This is a genomic window from Nocardia sp. NBC_00565 (assembly GCF_036345915.1).
Classification (GTDB): Bacteria; Actinomycetota; Actinomycetes; order Mycobacteriales; family Mycobacteriaceae; genus Nocardia.
Genome location: NZ_CP107785.1, coordinates 1,144,059 through 1,160,124, shown reverse-complemented (window position 1 = coordinate 1,160,124; position 16,066 = coordinate 1,144,059). Strand labels below are relative to the sequence as shown.

The 16,066-nt window shown below is 66.8% G+C and carries 17 protein-coding genes; 3 read left to right on the top strand and 14 right to left on the bottom strand.

Going from position 1 to position 16,066, the window contains the following annotated elements:
- Nucleotides 1-53 precede the first annotated feature (53 nt).
- Nucleotides 54-542 carry a hypothetical protein gene (locus OG874_RS05685; protein ID WP_330254068.1) on the top strand — a complete coding sequence of 163 codons (489 nt, stop codon included), beginning with the start codon at nt 54-56 and terminating at the stop codon, nt 540-542.
- On the opposite strand, the gene OG874_RS05680 is transcribed toward OG874_RS05685, so the two are convergent.
- The 3 genes from OG874_RS05680 to OG874_RS05670 all read right to left on the bottom strand — a co-directional run bounded on the left by OG874_RS05680 (nt 539) and on the right by OG874_RS05670 (nt 2,230).
- The gene (locus OG874_RS05680) at nt 539-1,546 is read right to left on the bottom strand and encodes an LLM class flavin-dependent oxidoreductase (RefSeq protein ID WP_330254067.1); all 1,008 of its coding nucleotides are present in this window, start codon (nt 1,544-1,546) and stop codon (nt 539-541) included. The two genes, OG874_RS05685 and OG874_RS05680, sit on opposite strands and share 4 nt — an antisense overlap.
- A gap of 22 nt (nt 1,547-1,568) precedes the next feature.
- The gene (locus tag OG874_RS05675) at nt 1,569-1,868 is read right to left on the bottom strand and encodes an ArsR/SmtB family transcription factor (protein WP_330254066.1); all 300 of its coding nucleotides are present in this window, start codon (nt 1,866-1,868) and stop codon (nt 1,569-1,571) included.
- A gap of 86 nt (nt 1,869-1,954) precedes the next feature.
- Entirely contained in the window at nt 1,955-2,230 is a 276-nt protein-coding gene (locus OG874_RS05670) for an Lrp/AsnC ligand binding domain-containing protein (protein WP_330254065.1), read from the bottom strand.
- Between the two features lie 219 nt (nt 2,231-2,449).
- Here OG874_RS05670 and OG874_RS05665 point away from each other — a divergent pair, with 219 nt between their 5' ends.
- Nucleotides 2,450-2,719 carry a hypothetical protein gene (locus OG874_RS05665; protein ID WP_330254064.1) on the top strand — a complete coding sequence of 90 codons (270 nt, stop codon included), beginning with the start codon at nt 2,450-2,452 and terminating at the stop codon, nt 2,717-2,719.
- Nucleotides 2,720-2,897: 178 nt separating this feature from the next.
- On the opposite strand, the gene der is transcribed toward OG874_RS05665, so the two are convergent.
- From der to steA, 11 genes are all read right to left on the bottom strand, one after another.
- Nucleotides 2,898-4,313 carry a ribosome biogenesis GTPase Der gene (gene der, locus OG874_RS05660; RefSeq protein WP_330254063.1) on the bottom strand — a complete coding sequence of 472 codons (1,416 nt, stop codon included), beginning with the start codon at nt 4,311-4,313 and terminating at the stop codon, nt 2,898-2,900.
- Nucleotides 4,310-5,020, bottom strand: coding sequence for a (d)CMP kinase (cmk, locus tag OG874_RS05655; RefSeq protein WP_330254062.1), 711 nt, complete (start codon nt 5,018-5,020; stop codon nt 4,310-4,312). The genes der and cmk overlap by 4 nt, the downstream gene beginning before the upstream one ends.
- Before the next feature lie 32 nt (nt 5,021-5,052).
- The gene (locus tag OG874_RS05650) at nt 5,053-5,865 is read right to left on the bottom strand and encodes a pseudouridine synthase (RefSeq protein ID WP_442943296.1); all 813 of its coding nucleotides are present in this window, start codon (nt 5,863-5,865) and stop codon (nt 5,053-5,055) included.
- 747 nt (nt 5,866-6,612) lie between these two features.
- Nucleotides 6,613-7,257 carry an SMC-Scp complex subunit ScpB gene (gene scpB, locus OG874_RS05645; RefSeq protein WP_330257193.1) on the bottom strand — a complete coding sequence of 215 codons (645 nt, stop codon included), beginning with the start codon at nt 7,255-7,257 and terminating at the stop codon, nt 6,613-6,615.
- Between the two features lie 209 nt (nt 7,258-7,466).
- Nucleotides 7,467-8,273: a segregation and condensation protein A gene (locus OG874_RS05640; protein WP_330257192.1), complete on the bottom strand. Its 807-nt coding sequence runs from the start codon at nt 8,271-8,273 to the stop codon at nt 7,467-7,469.
- Nucleotides 8,274-8,545: 272 nt separating this feature from the next.
- Nucleotides 8,546-9,490 (bottom strand): ParA family protein, encoded by a 945-nt coding sequence (locus OG874_RS05635; protein ID WP_330257191.1) that lies wholly within the window; start codon nt 9,488-9,490, stop codon nt 8,546-8,548.
- Nucleotides 9,491-9,767: 277 nt separating this feature from the next.
- Nucleotides 9,768-10,730, bottom strand: coding sequence for a site-specific tyrosine recombinase XerD (xerD, locus tag OG874_RS05630; RefSeq protein WP_330254061.1), 963 nt, complete (start codon nt 10,728-10,730; stop codon nt 9,768-9,770).
- 7 nt (nt 10,731-10,737) lie between these two features.
- A complete protein-coding gene (locus OG874_RS05625; RefSeq protein ID WP_330254060.1) occupies nt 10,738-11,397 on the bottom strand; it encodes an NUDIX hydrolase in 660 nt (219 codons plus the stop codon).
- Nucleotides 11,398-11,400: 3 nt separating this feature from the next.
- On the bottom strand, nt 11,401-13,119 hold the full coding sequence (locus OG874_RS05620; RefSeq protein ID WP_330254059.1) for a CTP synthase: 1,719 nt from the start codon (nt 13,117-13,119) through the stop codon (nt 11,401-11,403).
- A 130-nt stretch (nt 13,120-13,249) separates the two neighbouring features.
- Nucleotides 13,250-14,197 carry a copper transporter gene (locus OG874_RS05615; protein ID WP_330254058.1) on the bottom strand — a complete coding sequence of 316 codons (948 nt, stop codon included), beginning with the start codon at nt 14,195-14,197 and terminating at the stop codon, nt 13,250-13,252.
- Complete coding sequence (steA, locus tag OG874_RS05610) at nt 14,197-15,408, bottom strand: putative cytokinetic ring protein SteA (RefSeq protein ID WP_330254057.1); 1,212 nt, start codon at nt 15,406-15,408, stop codon at nt 14,197-14,199. The genes OG874_RS05615 and steA overlap by 1 nt, the downstream gene beginning before the upstream one ends.
- Nucleotides 15,409-15,646: 238 nt before the next feature.
- Between steA and OG874_RS05605 the strand changes: the two genes are divergently transcribed.
- Complete coding sequence (locus OG874_RS05605; protein WP_330254056.1) at nt 15,647-16,066, top strand: SRPBCC family protein; 420 nt, start codon at nt 15,647-15,649, stop codon at nt 16,064-16,066.

Here is a 16,066-nt window from a genome sequence, read left to right as displayed (position 1 = left end):
TACTCCCGCCAGTGACGATAGGTATTCGCACTGGGTTACCTACGGTTGAAGGTATGAGTCAACCGGCCACGCCGTGGTCGAATCAGCCCGAGGGCCACCCTGCCGAGGAGTCGGGCGGCGAGACGGAGCATGTCCTCGAACTGCGGACGTTCGCCACGAGGATTGTGCCGTACTCTCCCCCGACCCAGCCCGACCTCGGCAGCCTCATTGGGACCACTATCGCGATCCTGCTGGTTGTGCTGATCGGCTTCCTGTGGACGGACAATCCGACATCGGCTGCCTCGAGCACGGCCGCCCCAGCCGCAGTCGACCTCGGATTGATCATCGGCCAGGTCACCGCCAATGACGGCACGACCGTGACGGTCCATGAACTACTCGGCGCTACCACCAAGGTGCACATCGACACCGGTACCAAGGTGCTCGTGTTCACCGGCGCCGGCATATCCGATATCGAGGTCGGCGCTTCGGTCATCGTCCACGGCGACAAGGCAGCCGACGGCTCCATTACCGCGAACCTGATCCTCGGCGCAGAATTGCGCTAGCGAACGACCGGCTCGTGCGCTGCCACCGCAGCGCCGGTGAGCTCGACGGACCGCAGTCGGTCGTCGATGTCCGTGGCGTGGTGCGCGAGGATGAGTTCGTCCGCGTCGATCGAGGTCGCGAAATCCGCCAGGTACGAACGGACTTCGGCCGGTGTGCCGACAGCCGTGTACTTTGTCATCGAAGCGAGCTGATTGCCGTTCGGCGAGGCGAGAAACGCATCGATCTCCTCATCGCTGAACTCCGCGCCCGTCGCACCCCGCCGGATCATGGCCCGTGCCCGGGCGCGGTACGCGGTCGCCTTCTGCACGGCCGCCGCATCGTGGTTCTCGGCGGTGAACACATTGACTCCCGCCATCACATACGGCTCGGCCAGTTGCTCCGATGGCCGGAACCTGTCGCGGTAGACCTCGACCGCCTGATGCAGCGCGTCCGGCGCGAAGTGGGACGCGAAGGCGTAGGGCAGTCCGAGCTGCGCCGCGAGCTGCGCACCGAAGAGCGACGAACCCAAGATGTACAGCGGCACAACGCCTTCCGCCCGCGGCACCGCCTGCACACCAGGCACCCGCGATTGTCCCGTCAGGTACCCCTGAAGTTCCAGCACATCCTGGGGAAAGGTATCCGCCGAGCTCGGGTTGCGGCGCAGCGCCAGCATGGTCTTCTGATCACTGCCCGGCGCGCGGCCCAGCCCGAGGTCGATCCGTCCGGGGAACAGCGTCTCCAGCGTGCCGAACTGCTCCGCGATCACCAGCGGCGAGTGGTTGGGCAGCATGATGCCGCCCGCACCGAGCCGGATCGTGTCGGTATGCGCCGCGACGTAGCCGATGAGCACGCTGGTGGCGCTCGACGCGATCGAGCCCATGTTGTGGTGCTCGGCGTACCAGACGCGTCGGTAGCCGCTGCGTTCGGCGGCCTGGGCCAGCGCGACGCTGTTGTCGAAACTGTCGCGCGCGGTACGGCCGGGTGCGATCGACGCCAAGTCGAGGATCGACAGTGCGGTGGGCATAGGACGCTGCCTTTCGTAAGTTCTACAGAACGCGGTGAAGTTCTTCGGTGAAGGCCCGGATGCGGGCGTCGTCGCGGCGGTAGTAGGTCCACTGGCCGCGCCGGGTGGCGTTGAGGAATCCGGCGCGTTGCAGGATGGCCAGATGCGCCGAGATGGTCGAGGCCGACGTACCAGCCTTCTGCTGAATGAGACCGACGCATACCCCCAATTCGACTGTCTCACCGGCTCTTTCCGGGAAGTGCGCATCCGGATCCTTGAGCCACGCCAGGATCCGCAACCGAGTCTCGTTCGCCAGCGCCTTGCACTCGTCGAGCACACTCACCTCCCTTCGGTATTTCGCTAATTAACGAACTTACGCCGCGAGCGGCGGATAAGCACCGTGATACTGCGCACGCTCGGCCCGGGTCGTCAGAGGAGCAGCGCCCCAGCCCGTTTGATCGTGCGAATGACGGGGGCGGTTTCGAGCGTGGTGATGCCCGGTATTTCGGCAATACGTTCGGTGAGGTAGCGGCCGAGGTCCTGCGGGTCACGGCAGTTGACGTCCGCGACCAGGTTGGTGGCCCCGGTGGTGACGGCGGCGAAGGAGATCTCGGGGTGCTGACGGACCATCTTCCAGGACAACAGGATCAGGGCGCAGCTGATCGACCTGGTCGGGGGTGAGAGCGGCCGGCCCCTGCCAGCCATCGGGGAGCAGGAAACCGCGCAGCAGGAGGTGAGCGGACATAGCCACGATGCGACTGGTACGTGGAAGTTTGTGCAGTAGTAGGGTTTCCTGCTCCTCGGTGCTGCGGGCCTGCGCGGTGCAGGAAACCTCGGTTCCCGCGGACAGCTGAGGCCGTCGCGGCCCACGCGCTCACCGAAAACGGCCATACCGGAGCCACTTACACACTGACCGGGCCGGATGTGCTCACCCGGGCCGAGCAGGTGCGAATCATCGGCGAGGTGCTCGGTCGGCCTTTGCGCTGGGCAGAACTCACCCGCGAACAGGCCAGGCAGCGCCTGCTCGACGACGAAACCTTTCCCGACTCGTTTGTCGAGGTCCTCCTCGACGGCTACGCGGAGATGCTGGCCGCCCCGCGCCCGGAAATCACCTCCACTATCGCCGACATCACCGGCCGACCAGCACATGACCTGCACGAATGGGTATCCGACCACCTCGCCGACTTCAGGTGACGAGCCCCGCGTGGCACCGTCCACCGGATTGGTCGAGTACCGAACAAATTCCGCCAAACCCCCCGCCGAACTCCGCCGGTGGTTTACCGCCGAACCGAACAGCAACCACGCCGGCGCAGATACGCGAAACGGACGCCGTTGCCGTGCAACGACGTCCGCTTCGCCGGAACACGGCCGGCTACTTCTTACGATCCCGCTTCTCGCGCACCCGTACCGAGATGCGCACGGGCGATCCGTCGAAGCCGAACTCCTCGCGCAGCCGGCGCTCCAGGAAGCGGCGGTAACCGGCCTCCAGGAAGCCGGTTGTGAAGAGCACGAACGTCGGCGGGCGGGTGCCCGCCTGGGTGGCGAACAGGACGCGCGGCAGGCGACCGCCGCGCAGCGGCGGCGGGGTCGCCGCGATGACTTCCTTGAGCCAGGTGTTCAAGCGGCCGGTAGAAATGCGCTTGTCCCAGGACTCCAGCGCGGTTTCCATGGCGGGAACGAGCTTTTGCACCGCGCGGCCGGTGTGCGCGGAGATATTGACCCGCTGTGCCCACGGCACGCGGACCAGGTCGCGGTCCACTTCCTTGTCGAGTTGCAGGCGACGATCCTCGTCGACCAGGTCCCACTTGTTGAAGGCCAGCACGAGCGCGCGACCGGAGTCGGCGACCATGCTGATCACCCGCAGGTCCTGTTCGGTGATCGGCTCGCCGGCGTCGATCAGCATGATGGCGACCTCGGAGGCCTCCAGGGCCGACTTGGTGCGCAACGATGCGTAGAACTCCATGCCGCTGGCATGGGAAACCTTGCGGCGCAGGCCCGCGGTATCGACGAATTTCCAGATCTTGCCGCCCAATTCGACCAGCGAGTCGACCGGGTCGACGGTGGTACCCGCGACATCGTGCACGACCGAGCGCTCATCGCCGGAGAGCTTGTTGAGCAGGCTGGACTTGCCGACGTTCGGCTTGCCGACCAGCGCGACCCGGCGCGGACCAGTGCCGCCGGTGCCCTCACGGGGGGTCTCGGGCAGCACTTCCAGCACGTCGTCGAGCAGGTCACCGGTGCCGCGGCCGTGCGAGGCGCTGACCATGCGCGGCTCGCCGAGGCCGAGCGACCACAGCGCGGCGGCCTCGGCTTCGACGCGTTCGTCGTCGACCTTGTTGGCGACGAGGATCACCGGAATCTTGGAGCGGCGCAGCTTCTTCACCGCCGCCTCGTCAGTGGCGGTCGCGCCGACGACGGCGTCGACCACGAGCAGAACCGCGTCCGCGGTCTCCATGGCCAGCTCGGCTTGCCGGGCGACCGACTGTTGCAGGCCCTTGGCATCGGGCTCCCAACCACCGGTGTCCTGCACCAGGAAACGGCGACCCGCCCAGCTCGCCTCATACGAGATGCGGTCGCGGGTCACGCCCGGAATATCCTCGACGACGGCCTCGCGGCGGCCGAGGATCCGGTTCACCAGGGTCGATTTGCCGACGTTCGGGCGGCCGACGACCGCGACGGTCGGCATGGCGAGATGTTCGTCCTCGCCGAACTCGCCGTCGAGATCGGTGATCTCCCAATCGGCTTCGTCACTCCAGACGCCGTCACCGGCGAGTACGTCTTCGGTCATTGCGCACGTCCCGTCCGGCCCGTCGAAACCTGCCGCACCACAACGCGATACAGCTCGTCGATGACCTCATCCATATTCAGTTCGCTGGTGTCGACCAACACCGCGTCATCGGCCGGACGCAGTGGGGACACCGTGCGGGTGGAGTCGAGGGTGTCGCGACGCTGCACATCGGCGAACACGGCCTCGTAGTCGTCGCCGCGGCCTTCGGCGATGTTCTGCTGATTGCGCCGCCGGGCGCGGGCCTCGGCGGAGGCGGTCAGGTAGATCTTGGCGTCCGCGTCCGGCAGCACGACGGTGCCGATATCGCGCCCCTCGACCACGATTCGCTCTGCACTGGAAGCGATTTCACGCTGCAACGCGACGAGCAGGTCACGTACCTCGGCCACCGCCGAGACTGCCGAGACCGCCTTGGTGACGGCATTGCCACGGATCTCGGCGGAGACATCCTCACCGTCGAGCAGGATCACTTCGCGGCTGGGATCGGTGCCGATGGTCAGCGGCAGTTCCTTGACCGCGGCACTGATCGCCGCCGCATCGGTCAGCTCGACACCGGCACGCAGCACGCGCAAGGTCGCGACGCGGTACATGGCGCCGGTATCCAGGTAGCGGGCGCCGAGCCGGGTGGCCAGCCGTCGCGAAACGCTGGATTTGCCGGTGCCCGAAGGTCCGTCCATCGCGACGACCAGCGGCGTGGTGCCATCAACCATCGCAGGGACCTCCACGGGAATCTCCACACCGTTCACAACGACACCGCCTCATACAGTTTGCCGACTTCATCGCGACCGATCACACGCAGCGTGCCAGGCCGTTGATCGCCGAGCGCGACCGGACCGATATTGGTGCGCACCAACCGGGTCACCGGATGGCCGACCGCGTCGAGCAGTCGGCGCACGATGTGCTTGCGCCCTTCGTGCAACACGATCTTGACCAGAGAACGTCCCTCATTGATCTCCAGCACCTGGAACCTGTCCACCTTGGCCGGGCCGTCCTCGAGTTCGACGCCGTCCTTGAGGCGCTTGCCGATCCCCTTGTGCACCTCACCGTTGACCGTCGCGAGATAGGTCTTCTCCACCTGGAAGGACGGGTGCATGAGCCGGTGCGCGAGATCGCCATCATTGGTGAGCAGCAGCAGGCCCTCGGTGTCGGCGTCCAGCCTGCCGACGTGGAACAGGCGCTGACCGGCCGCGATGCGCTCGGCGACGATATCGCCGACACACGGACGGCCCAGATCGTCGGACATGGTGGACTGCCAGCCCTTGGGCTTGTTCAGCGCCAGGTGCACGAGTTCCTCGCGCACCATCACGCGGGTGCCGTCGACGCGAACCACGGCGTTCTGCGGATCGATCCGCAGGCCCTGCTCGGTGACGATGGCGCCGTCGACCTCGACACGGCCCTGGGCGATCATCTCCTCGGCGGCGCGGCGCGAGGCGACACCGGCCTTGGCCAGCACCTTCTGCAGCCGTTCACCCTCGCCCCACGGCATCTTCTCGTGGCCGCCCTCGGCCGGAGCCTCGACGTGCTGTTTCTTGGCGGGCTTGGCATTGCTCAGCATCGGGGCCGAGACGACCTTGCGCTGCGGCTTGGGGTTCTTGACCTTCTTGGCCGGAACCGACGGGGCCGCCGCGCGCCGCTGCGGTGCGCCTTGGGCGGAACCCCTTGCGGCAGAACCGCGTTGGGCATCCGAAGAACCGCTGCGATAGCCACCTTGCGCGCGATCGCCCTGCGAAGCACCACGATAACCACCATCGCCCGACGACCCGCGGTAGCCGCCATCGCCTTGCGAGGAGCCGCGATAACCGCCGCCCTGCGACGAGCCGCGCCGGTCCTGAGAGCCGCGATAACCGCTGTCGCCCTGCGAGTTCCCCCGGTAGCCGCCACCTGGCGACGAACCACGGTCACTCTGCGGCCCGCGACCTCCCTGCGCCCCACGGTAACCACCTTGCGAGGAGCTACGCGAGTTCCCTTGCGACGAACCGCGATAACCGCCGTCATCCTGCGAGGAGCCCCGGTAACCGCCGCCTTGCGACGAACCACGCGAGCCGCCCGGCGACGAGTCGCGGTAGCCGCCGTCGCTACGGGACGAGCCGCGGTAGCCGCCGTCCTGCGTGTTCCCCCGGTAGCCCCCTTGCGACGAGCCGCGCTCGGAGCCTCCCCATGAGGCCCCGCGCTGCGTGCCTCCCCGTTGTGCCGAACGCGCGTCTCGGGCGTTTCGGCCTGCGCCGCCCCTGGCGGGCTGGTCGCTTCTGTTCCTACGATCCGGTGTGCCATCTCGGCGAGCGGGCGTATTCATGTTGTCCTGTCAGTCTTCGGTACCGAGATCCAAATCGGTCGCGGCGGGTTTCTTCAGCCTGGTGTAACGGGGGTCCGTATCCAAGCTCTCGTTGATCTCATCGATCAGGTCGACGCCCGGCAGTAGGGGCGCCAGTGCTGGCAGATCGGTCAGCGACGGGAGTCCGATCCGTTCCAGGAACAGTTCGGTCGTGCAGTACTGCGTGCCGTTCGTCTCCGGGTCGACCCCGGCCTCGGCGATCAGTCCGCGAGCCAGCAGGGTTCGCATCACGCCGTCGACGTTCACGCCGCGCACCGCGCTGACCCTGGTCCGGGTCACCGGTTGGCGGTATGCCACCACCGCCAATGTTTCCAATGCCGCCCTGGTCAATTTCGACCTGGCGCCATCGAGCAGCATCCGTTCCACATATGGTGCGTACTCGCTGCGAGTATAGAAGCGCCAGCCGTCTCCCACGAAACGCAGGTCGATGCCGCTGGCCCGCGCGGACAGTTCCGCCGACATTTCGTGCAGTGCCCGCTCCACCCGCGCCGGATTGTCCTGCAGGGCGTCGGCCAGCAGCTCTACCGGGGCGGGAGCGTCCACGATGAGCAACATCGCCTCCAGCGCGGACCGGAATTCGTCGTCGTCGAGCGGCTCGAGGGTGAGGTCCGCCACTGCGTCCGCAGAATCGGCCTCATCGCCCTGGCTGGGCGCCGGCTGGTCGGCACCCGGTACTTCCGTATCGGCGGATGCTGGGTCCGACGCCGATGCGTCGTCGACTGCGGCGGTGCCCGAAGACGCGCCGTCGATTCCCTCGCTCACGACCGCGCCGTGATGCTCGACACCGTTGCGCTCCACAGGTGCCGCATCGTCGGTGCGCTCACTCACCCGTAATCCTCCTCGATGGTCACAGTGTCGGGCGTCTCGTCCTTCGGATCGCCGGTCCAGCTGACCGACAGCGGTCCGAGCGGGTCCGGCTGGTCGAACTCGATCGTCTTGCCTCGGTACAGCTCGAGCAGGGCCAGGAAGCGGGCGACGATCTGGATGGGCACATCGCAGTCGGCGACCAGTTCGCCGAAGGTCGTCCAGCCGCCCGGTCCGCGCAGTTTGAGCTGTTCGAGCACGAGCGCGGCCTGTTCGGCAACCGAGAAGGCGTGCTGGTGCAGATGGTCGAGTCCGACTTTGGGCGCCGGTCGGGGCCGGAAGGCCGCGGCGGCGATCGCGGCGAATTCGTGGGCGTCCACCCCCAGCGTAACCTCGGGCAGCAGTTCGGCGAAGCGGTCCTCCAGGCCGACCGCGCGCGGATACCGCCGCAGCGCCACCGCTTCCAGTTCCCCGAGCAGTTCGGCGACCTGTTTGAACGCGCGGTATTGCAGCAGTCGGGCGAAGAGCAGGTCGCGCGCCTCGAGCAATTCCAGATCCTCGGCGTCGGTCACCTCACCCGAGGGCAGCAGTCGCGCCGCCTTGAGATCGAGCAAGGTGGCGGCGACGACCAGGAATTCGGTGGTCTGATCCAGGATCTTGTCCGCGCGCAGCGTGTCCTGCTGCCCGATGCTGGCGGTCAAAGCCTTGGTGTAGGCGATGAATTCGTCGGTCACCTGATGCAGCGCGACCTCGGTGACATCGAGCTTGCGCGAGCTGATCAGGCTCAACAGCAGATCGAACGGCCCCTGAAAGTTACTCAGCCGCAGCTGAAACCCGGACTTCTGCTCCGGTGCCGCAGGGTGGTCCGGTGCCGGACGGCCGTCGGGTGCCGCGCCGGAATCACTCGGCGCGGCACCGCCCGCAGATACGCCGAAATCCCCCGCCGAGTCATCCGAGTCGTCTCCACTGACCGCGGGATCATCCTGCACGACAGCGGAAATACGCTCGGCGTCGGGTTCGGTGGCCGCGACCCCACCAGACGTACGTGACTCCGAGCCGAGCGTATCTGTATTCGATGGCGCCGGTTCCGTGCCGCCGATCACCGGCCGGACCGGTGGATGACTTCCCGCGCCATCGCCCGATATGCTTCGGCCCCACCTGATTTCGGCGCCCACGTGGTGATGGGTTCACCCGCGACGCTGGCATCGGGAAAACGCACGGTCCGCGAGATCGCCGTGTCGTACACCAGTTCGCCGAACACCTCGACGACGCGCGCCATGACCTGACGTGAATGTAATAGCCGCGCATCGAACATGGTCACCACGATGCCGTACAGGCTCAGGCGCGGGTTGAGACGGTCGCGCACCTTTTCCACGGTGTCGTTGAGCAATGCCAGCCCGCGCAGCGAGAAGTACTCGCACTCCATCGGAATGATCACGCCGTCCGAACAGGCCAGCGCGTTCACCGTGAGCAGGCCGAGTGAGGGCTGGCAGTCGATGAGGATGTAGTCGTAGCGGTCGCGCACCGGTTCCAGCGCGCGGCCCAGCGTCTGCTCCCGGCCGACCTCGTTGACCAGCTGGATTTCCGCGGCCGACAGATCGATATTGCTGGGCAGCAGATCCAAATTCTCGACGCGGGTCGGCGTCAGGACCTCGTCGATGGAGTACTTGGACCCGATGAGCAGGTTGTGCACCGTCAAGTCGAGATCGTGGTGGGCCACACCCAATCCCGCCGACAGCGCACCCTGCGGGTCCAAGTCGACCAGCAGTACTCGGCGGCCGAATTCCGCGAGCGCGGCGCCCAGATTGATGGTCGAAGTGGTCTTGCCGACGCCGCCCTTCTGATTGCACATGGCGACGATCAAGGCATCACCGTGCCGGTCGACCGGCGGCGGGTCGGGTACGGCACGTAGTGGACGCCCGGTGGGACCGAGCGCCGCGTCTTCTGGGACGGGTTCGGCGCCGTTGCCCCACAGCGTCTCCGCCGCGGCCTCCGAGTACGGACCCGTCCGGGGACCCGTAAGCGGCTGCGCCCCAGCACTCATCGGCGGCTCTGCCGCACCGGCTGTTGTCACGATCCGCTGCTCCTTATACGTTCCTGCCCGTTGCCGTCGCCCTCTGTCTCCGGCGCGTCTGGCCCGAGCGTAGCGAGGCCGATCAGGCCCGACCTCGCTTTCGTACGGTCCAGCTCTCGATAGACGCTACCGCTTGACGGCGCAAGACCTACGCTCGGACACGCGGCACCCGCGTTTACCTGCGCGAGCGTTCACTCCCCTGACGCCACTTCGATCAGTCTGCACGGTACCCGGGAGCAGGTGTGGTCTAGCGGGCGCGGGGGTGCGCGGTGGCCCAGACTTCGCGCAGCGTGTTGACCGTGACCAGGGTGTAGATCTGGGTGGTCGTCACCGAGGCGTGGCCCAGAAGTTCTTGGACCACGCGGACATCGGCGCCGCCGTCGAGCAAATGCGTTGCGAAGGAATGGCGCAGGGTGTGCGGAGAGACGGTGGCGCCGATGCCCGCGCGCTCGGCGGCGGCCTGCAGGACCTGCCACGCACTTTGCCGAGACAACCGGCCGCCACGCGCGTTCAGGAACAGCGCGCCCGCATTGCCTTTCCCGTTGGCGGCGAGAACCGGTCTGCCGCGCACCAGATAGGCGTCGACCGCGGCGAGCGCGGGTCTGCCGATCGGCACCATGCGCTGCTTACCGCCCTTGCCGTGCAACACCACAGCGCGTTCCTCGATATCGAGATCGTCGACATCGAGCCCGACCATCTCCGATATTCGCGCCCCGGTCGAATACAGCAGCTCGAGCAGCGCCCGATCCCGCAATCCGCGCGGCCCGCCGTCGGTTCCGGGGCCACCGGCCGTGGGATCCGCGGCATCCATCGGCCCGCCGCCCGCGGCCTCCAGCAACCGCAACACCTGGTCGTACGGCAGCGCTTTCGGCAGCCTGCGCCCCGGCGCCGGCGGTTTCACCGCATGCGCGACATCGGTACTCGTCATCCCCTCGGCCGCCGCGAAGCGATGCAACCCGCGCACCGCGATCAACGCGCGGGCCACCGAACTGGCGGCCAGCGGCGGGTGCCTGTTCCCACCCGCCCGTAACACCATCGTGAATTCGGCGACATCGGCCTCACTCACCTGCTCGAGTCCGGTGATACCGCGCCCCGCCAGGAAATCCCGATACCGGTCGAGGTCACGGCGATAGGCGCCGAGGGTGTTGCGCGCGGCGCCGCGCTCGACCGCAAGGTGGTCGAGGTAGGCGTCCAGTTCCCGCGCGAGCACCGGCCGGTCAGTTTTCGGACTGCCGCGCCGCCTTGCGGCGCAGGAACGCGGTCGGCTGTCCCGGCCACGGCGCGTCCGCGCGTCGCAGCTCGGTCCCGCCCGCTCTGGCGGCCGCGAGGGCGAGTACACCCGCGACCGCCGTGGCATTCACGATCTCACCGGCCAGCGCGGCCCGCACGGCCTCGTTGACCGGCATGCGGACCAGTTCCAGGTCCGCTTCCTCCAATTCCGGCTCCGGACGGTCGGTTTCGTACAGCCCCCGCGCGGCATACACGCGCAGTGCCTCATCGGTGAACCCGGGCGAGAGCGCGACATCCACCAGCACCGCCCATTCCCTGGCGGCCAATCCGGTCTCCTCGGCCAACTCACGCTTGGCCGCTTCGAGCGGATCCTCGCCGGGCACATCGAGCAGACCAGCGGGCAGCTCGAGCAGCCTGGTCCCGAGCGGATGCCGGTACTGCCTGATCAACACCACATTGTCGGCGTCATCGATGGCCGCGACCGCGACCGCCGCGTGGTGCTCGATCACCTCACGCTCGACGACCCGTCCGCCGGGCATCGCCACCTGGTCGAGCCGCAATGCGAGGATGGCGCCGCTGTACGCGGTCTTGCTCGCCACCGTCTCGAAGTCGTGGCTGCCTGGCCGGACTCCCCCGTTATCACTCATCTACTATGCCTGATCTGCGTTCGCGAACTCTTCGTCCGGGATATCAACCGGAAGCCGCTCGGCCAGTTTATATTTCAGCGCCGCCGAGATCAGCGCCGCGAACAGCGGATGCGGCCGGGTCGGGCGGCTCTTGAGCTCGGGATGCGCCTGGGTGGCCACGAAGAACGGGTGCTTGTCCGCGGGCAGCTCGACGAATTCGACCAGATGCCCATCGGGCGAGGTGCCGCTGAACTTCAAACCGCTGGTCGCGATCTTGTCGCGGTAGGCATTGTTCACCTCATAGCGGTGCCGGTGCCGCTCGGAAACCTGCTCGGCACCGTAGGCGTGCGCGACGACCGACCCCTTCGTCAGCGTCGCCGGGTACGCGCCGAGCCGCATGGTGCCGCCGAGATCGGCCTCACCAGCGACGATCTCCTTCTGATCGGCCATCGTGGAGATCACCGGATGCGGTGTGTCCGGCTCGAATTCGGCCGAGTTCGCCTCGGTCAAACCGACCGATCGCGCGGCCTCGATGACCACGCACTGCAGACCGAGACACAATCCGAGCAGCGGAAGTCCCCTGGTGCGTGCGTATTTGATGGCGCCGACCTTGCCCTCAATACCACGGATACCGAACCCGCCAGGAATCAGCACCGCGTCCACGTCGCGCAGTGCCGCCTGCGCGCCCGCCGCGGTCTCGCACTCATCGGACTGCACCCAGCGGATATTCACCTTGGCTCGCGAGGCGAACCCGCCCGCGCGCAGCGCCTCGGTGACCGACAGGTAGGCATCGGGCAGATCGACATACTTGCCGACCAACGCGACCTCGACGGTCTCGCGCGGCTGGTGCACTCGATCGAGCAGATCGCCCCACACCGTCCAGTCCACATCCCGGAACGGCAGTCCGAGCCTGCGCACCACGTACGCGTCGAGCCCCTCGCGATGCAGCACCTTGGGGATGTCGTAGATCGACGGCGCGTCCGGGGTCGAGATGCAGGCGTCGACATCGACGTCGCACATCAGCGCGATCTTGCTCTTCAGCGCCTGCGGCACCTCGCGATCGCACCGCAGGATCAGCGCGTCGGGCTGGATACCGATATTGCGCAGCGCGGCCACCGAGTGCTGGGTCGGCTTGGTCTTGAGCTCACCCGAGGGCGCGAGGTAGGGCACCAGCGACACGTGCAGGAAAAAGACGTTGTCGCGCCCCACGTCATGGCGGATCTGGCGGGCCGCCTCGAGGAAGGGCTGCGATTCGATATCGCCGACGGTGCCACCGATTTCGGTGATCACCACATCGGGCACCTGCCCTTGTAGATCCGGGCCCTGCATGGCGAGTACGCGACTCTTGATCTCGTCGGTGATGTGCGGGATCACCTGCACCGTGTCACCGAGATATTCGCCGCGCCGCTCCTTGGCGATCACCGACGAATAGATTTGCCCGGTAGTCACATTCGCGTCCCGGGACAGGTCCCGATCGAGGAACCGCTCATAGTGGCCGACGTCGAGATCGGTCTCGGCGCCGTCTTCGGTGACGAACACTTCTCCGTGCTGGAACGGATTCATGGTGCCCGGATCGACGTTCAAGTACGGGTCGAGTTTCTGCATGGTCACCCGCAGTCCGCGCGCGGTCAGCAGCTGACCGAGGCTGGAAGCGGTAAGACCCTTACCCAATGAGGAGGCGACACCACCGCTGACGAAGATGTGCTTCGTGGCCGTTCGCGCCTGATTCCGTGTATGACCCACGGGTCTTCACGGTAACACGGAAATGCGGGGCTGATCACCCGCCACGCACGTTTGCCGCCGAGTCGCTGCGATCGATCGAGTCGACACCACGCGACATGTTCGCAGCACGGGGCGTCGCCGGTGCGGCGGATCAGCTGACGGGCAGGGCGGCGAGTGTGAGAGAGGTCGCCTTGGTGCCCGTTCCGTATCGGCCCGCCCCGCCGCTGAGCTGTTCACTCAGGCCGAGGACGGCGGTGACGCGGCCGATCTCGCGGTCGAGGTTGTCGACGGTGGTGACGGCGGTGGCCAGCGCGGCGTCCGACCGGATGATCGCGATCGGTCCCGGATTGTCGGCCGCACCGGATCGGCCGGCGAGGACCGTACCCGCACCCCGGCCGCGCAGCGCGCCCGCGAATCGGGCGATATTGCTGCCCTGGCTGTTATCGCTGGACTTCGCGCCGTTGCCGGTGACGACCACCGCGAGGTTCGCGGGATGAGCCGGGGTATCGCCGTAGGCGAGGAAACCGCCGCCGCGCAAAGTCTCCAGCACCAGACTCAGTTCCTCTGGGGTGCTGCGCGGTTGCGCGTTCGCGGGGTCGAGCAGCAGCACCAGGCCGAGCAGATCCCCCGCCATACTGCCCTGGTCGACCTGGCCGGTGCGCAGCTGCGCGCCCGCCGGAATGACATTGGTGAGCGCGGTGCGCATCCGGTCGCCCTCGGAGGCGTCGACGAAGGCGTCGGTGAGCGCGATACGCCCGGTCACGGTGGCACCGGAGGTTTCGAGGTTCTTGGTCACGGCCTCGACGTCGGTGGGTTCGGCGTCGGGGGTCGTGAAGACCACGACGCTGCGGTCGGTGAGCGTGCCGGCCAGAATCCGGGCGGCCGATCCGGCGATGAACTGGTCCGCGGCATTGTTCTCGTCGGTGAGCCGCCGGTTCTGAACGGTGGCCACATCGAGTTGTTTGCGCAGATCCGTCTTGTCCGCGCGCAGTCCGGACAGCAGGTCCGCCGCGACGGTCTGCGACCCGAGTACCACGCCGACGGCGAGGGCCAGGAAGATCGCGACGATCGAAACCACGTGCTGCCGGGACGAAATCATCAGTTCCCTCCCGCGCCCGCTAGGCCCTGGGCCCACAGCGCGAATCGGTTCCAGGTATCGGTGGCCCAGTCCAGCGCCTCGGTGCCCATATTCGAGGCGAGCATGGCCACGATCACCGCGATCAGGGCGGCGAGTACGACCATCGCGATGGCGGTACCGGAGACCCGGTTGCGGTAGAGCGTGGCGACGGCCTTGGCGTCCATCAGTTTCGTGCCGACTTTCAGCCGGGTGAGGAAGGTGGCCGGATTGCTGTCGCGGCGGCCGCGATCGAAGAAGTCATCCAGCGAGGCGGGTGCGCCCGCGGTCACGATCAGCGAGGCGCCGTGATGGTGGGCCAGCAGCAGGGCCAGGTCGGCGGGTGCGCCGGAGGACGGGAAGGTCGTCGCGCCGATGCCGAGATCCTGGATCCTTTCCAAGCCCTTGGCGTGGCCGTCGGTGTCGGCGGGCAGGATCACCTCGGCGCCGGATTTCAAAGTGGCGGTGGTGATTTCGTCCGGGTCGCCGATGATCAGATCGGGTCGGTAACCCCGCTTCATCAGCGTGTCCGCGCCACGACCGACGCCGACCATGATCGGCGCGTACTCCTTGAGGAACGGCTTGAGCCGCTTGAGATCCTCCGCGTGGTCCGGGCCATCGGCCACCACGACCACATGCCGGTGCTTCATGGTGAGCTCGAGCTCCGGCACGCCGATGCCGTCGATGAGCAGCGCACTCTCGGTGCGGATGAACTCGATCGTATTGCCCGCGAAGGCCTCCAGATGATCGGCGAGGCCGTTGCGCGCCGCGATCATCCGCTCCGCGATATCGGATTCGGTCAGGTCGATGCCCGTGACAAGGGCCTCGGGCTCCTTCCTGACCAGCTTGTCGGCGTAAACGACGCCCTCATCGATGCGAACCTTGGTGCCGTCCTTGATCTTGAATGCATCCGAGCTCACCGCATCCAGTAGCAAGATCCCGTTGGCGACCAAAACTTCCGGTCCCAGATTGGGGTAGCGGCCCGAGATCGACGGCGAGGTATTGATCACCGCGACCACACCCGCCTCGACCAGCAGATCGGCGGTGAGCCGATCCAGATCCATCTCATCGAGTATCACGACATCACCGGGCGCGACCCGCTTCAGCAGACGCCTGGTGTTGCGGTCGACCCGCGCTATCCCGGTCAGCCCGGGGAGCGCTGCGGTGTTCTTCGCCAACAACCCCAACATCTTCATGGGCCCGATCCTGGCCGTAAACCCTCAACCAATGGTGGAGGCGCGCCGAACCATCTACCACATTCGTCACTGTGATAACAGGAATAACGCATGACGATCCATCCGAATGAGCCGACTCGAACGTGGCGAAACACCGATTCGCGCGATATGCGGTATGTGACGCCCGTGACACGGCTCACAAGGATCCGAGATAGTACCCGTATGCTGCGGGTCACAGATATCTCGAAGAGGAGACACTATGGCCAGCAGCACCGTTGACGCAGTGATCGCGGCCCCGCGCGATGCCGTCTACAAGTTCTTCACCGAGCGGGACGGCATCAACCCCTACATCCCGGTGGACTTCACCTTGAAGACGCCCGGCACGCCCACACCTAACGGCGTCGGCGCGCAATACCTCATCGGCAAGGGCGGAGTCGGCATCGTCGAGGAGACCACCAAGCTGGTCCCCGGCGAGCTCATGGAGTACAAGATCATCAAGGGCGCCCCGGTGAAGCGGCACGTCGGCACCATTACCTTCACCGACGTCGACAACGGCACCCTGGTCTCCTACACGATGGAGTCCGAGCCCAGCCTCCCTGTCCCCGCCAAGGTCCTCGAATTCGGCCTCAAGAACCTCATCAACCAGTTCATCAAGGGCGCCCAGAAGGCGCTGCGCTGA

What these genes read in the sequence shown, in the direction of transcription:
- OG874_RS05685 (WP_330254068.1), top strand. Translation starts at nt 54, where the DNA reads ATGAGTCAACCGGCCACGCCGTGGTCGAATCAGCCCGAGGGCCACCCT.
- OG874_RS05680 (WP_330254067.1), bottom strand. Translation starts at nt 1,546, where the DNA reads ATGCCCACCGCACTGTCGATCCTCGACTTGGCGTCGATCGCACCCGGC.
- OG874_RS05670 (WP_330254065.1), bottom strand. Translation starts at nt 2,230, where the DNA reads ATGGCTGGCAGGGGCCGGCCGCTCTCACCCCCGACCAGGTCGATCAGC.
- der (WP_330254063.1), bottom strand. Translation starts at nt 4,313, where the DNA reads ATGACCGAAGACGTACTCGCCGGTGACGGCGTCTGGAGTGACGAAGCC.
- cmk (WP_330254062.1), bottom strand. Translation starts at nt 5,020, where the DNA reads ATGGTTGATGGCACCACGCCGCTGGTCGTCGCGATGGACGGACCTTCG.
- OG874_RS05650 (WP_442943296.1), bottom strand. Translation starts at nt 5,865, where the DNA reads ATGCTGAGCAATGCCAAGCCCGCCAAGAAACAGCACGTCGAGGCTCCG.
- OG874_RS05635 (WP_330257191.1), bottom strand. Translation starts at nt 9,490, where the DNA reads ATGAGTGCTGGGGCGCAGCCGCTTACGGGTCCCCGGACGGGTCCGTAC.
- OG874_RS05625 (WP_330254060.1), bottom strand. Translation starts at nt 11,397, where the DNA reads ATGAGTGATAACGGGGGAGTCCGGCCAGGCAGCCACGACTTCGAGACG.
- OG874_RS05615 (WP_330254058.1), bottom strand. Translation starts at nt 14,197, where the DNA reads ATGATTTCGTCCCGGCAGCACGTGGTTTCGATCGTCGCGATCTTCCTG.
- steA (WP_330254057.1), bottom strand. Translation starts at nt 15,408, where the DNA reads ATGAAGATGTTGGGGTTGTTGGCGAAGAACACCGCAGCGCTCCCCGGG.
- OG874_RS05605 (WP_330254056.1), top strand. Translation starts at nt 15,647, where the DNA reads ATGGCCAGCAGCACCGTTGACGCAGTGATCGCGGCCCCGCGCGATGCC.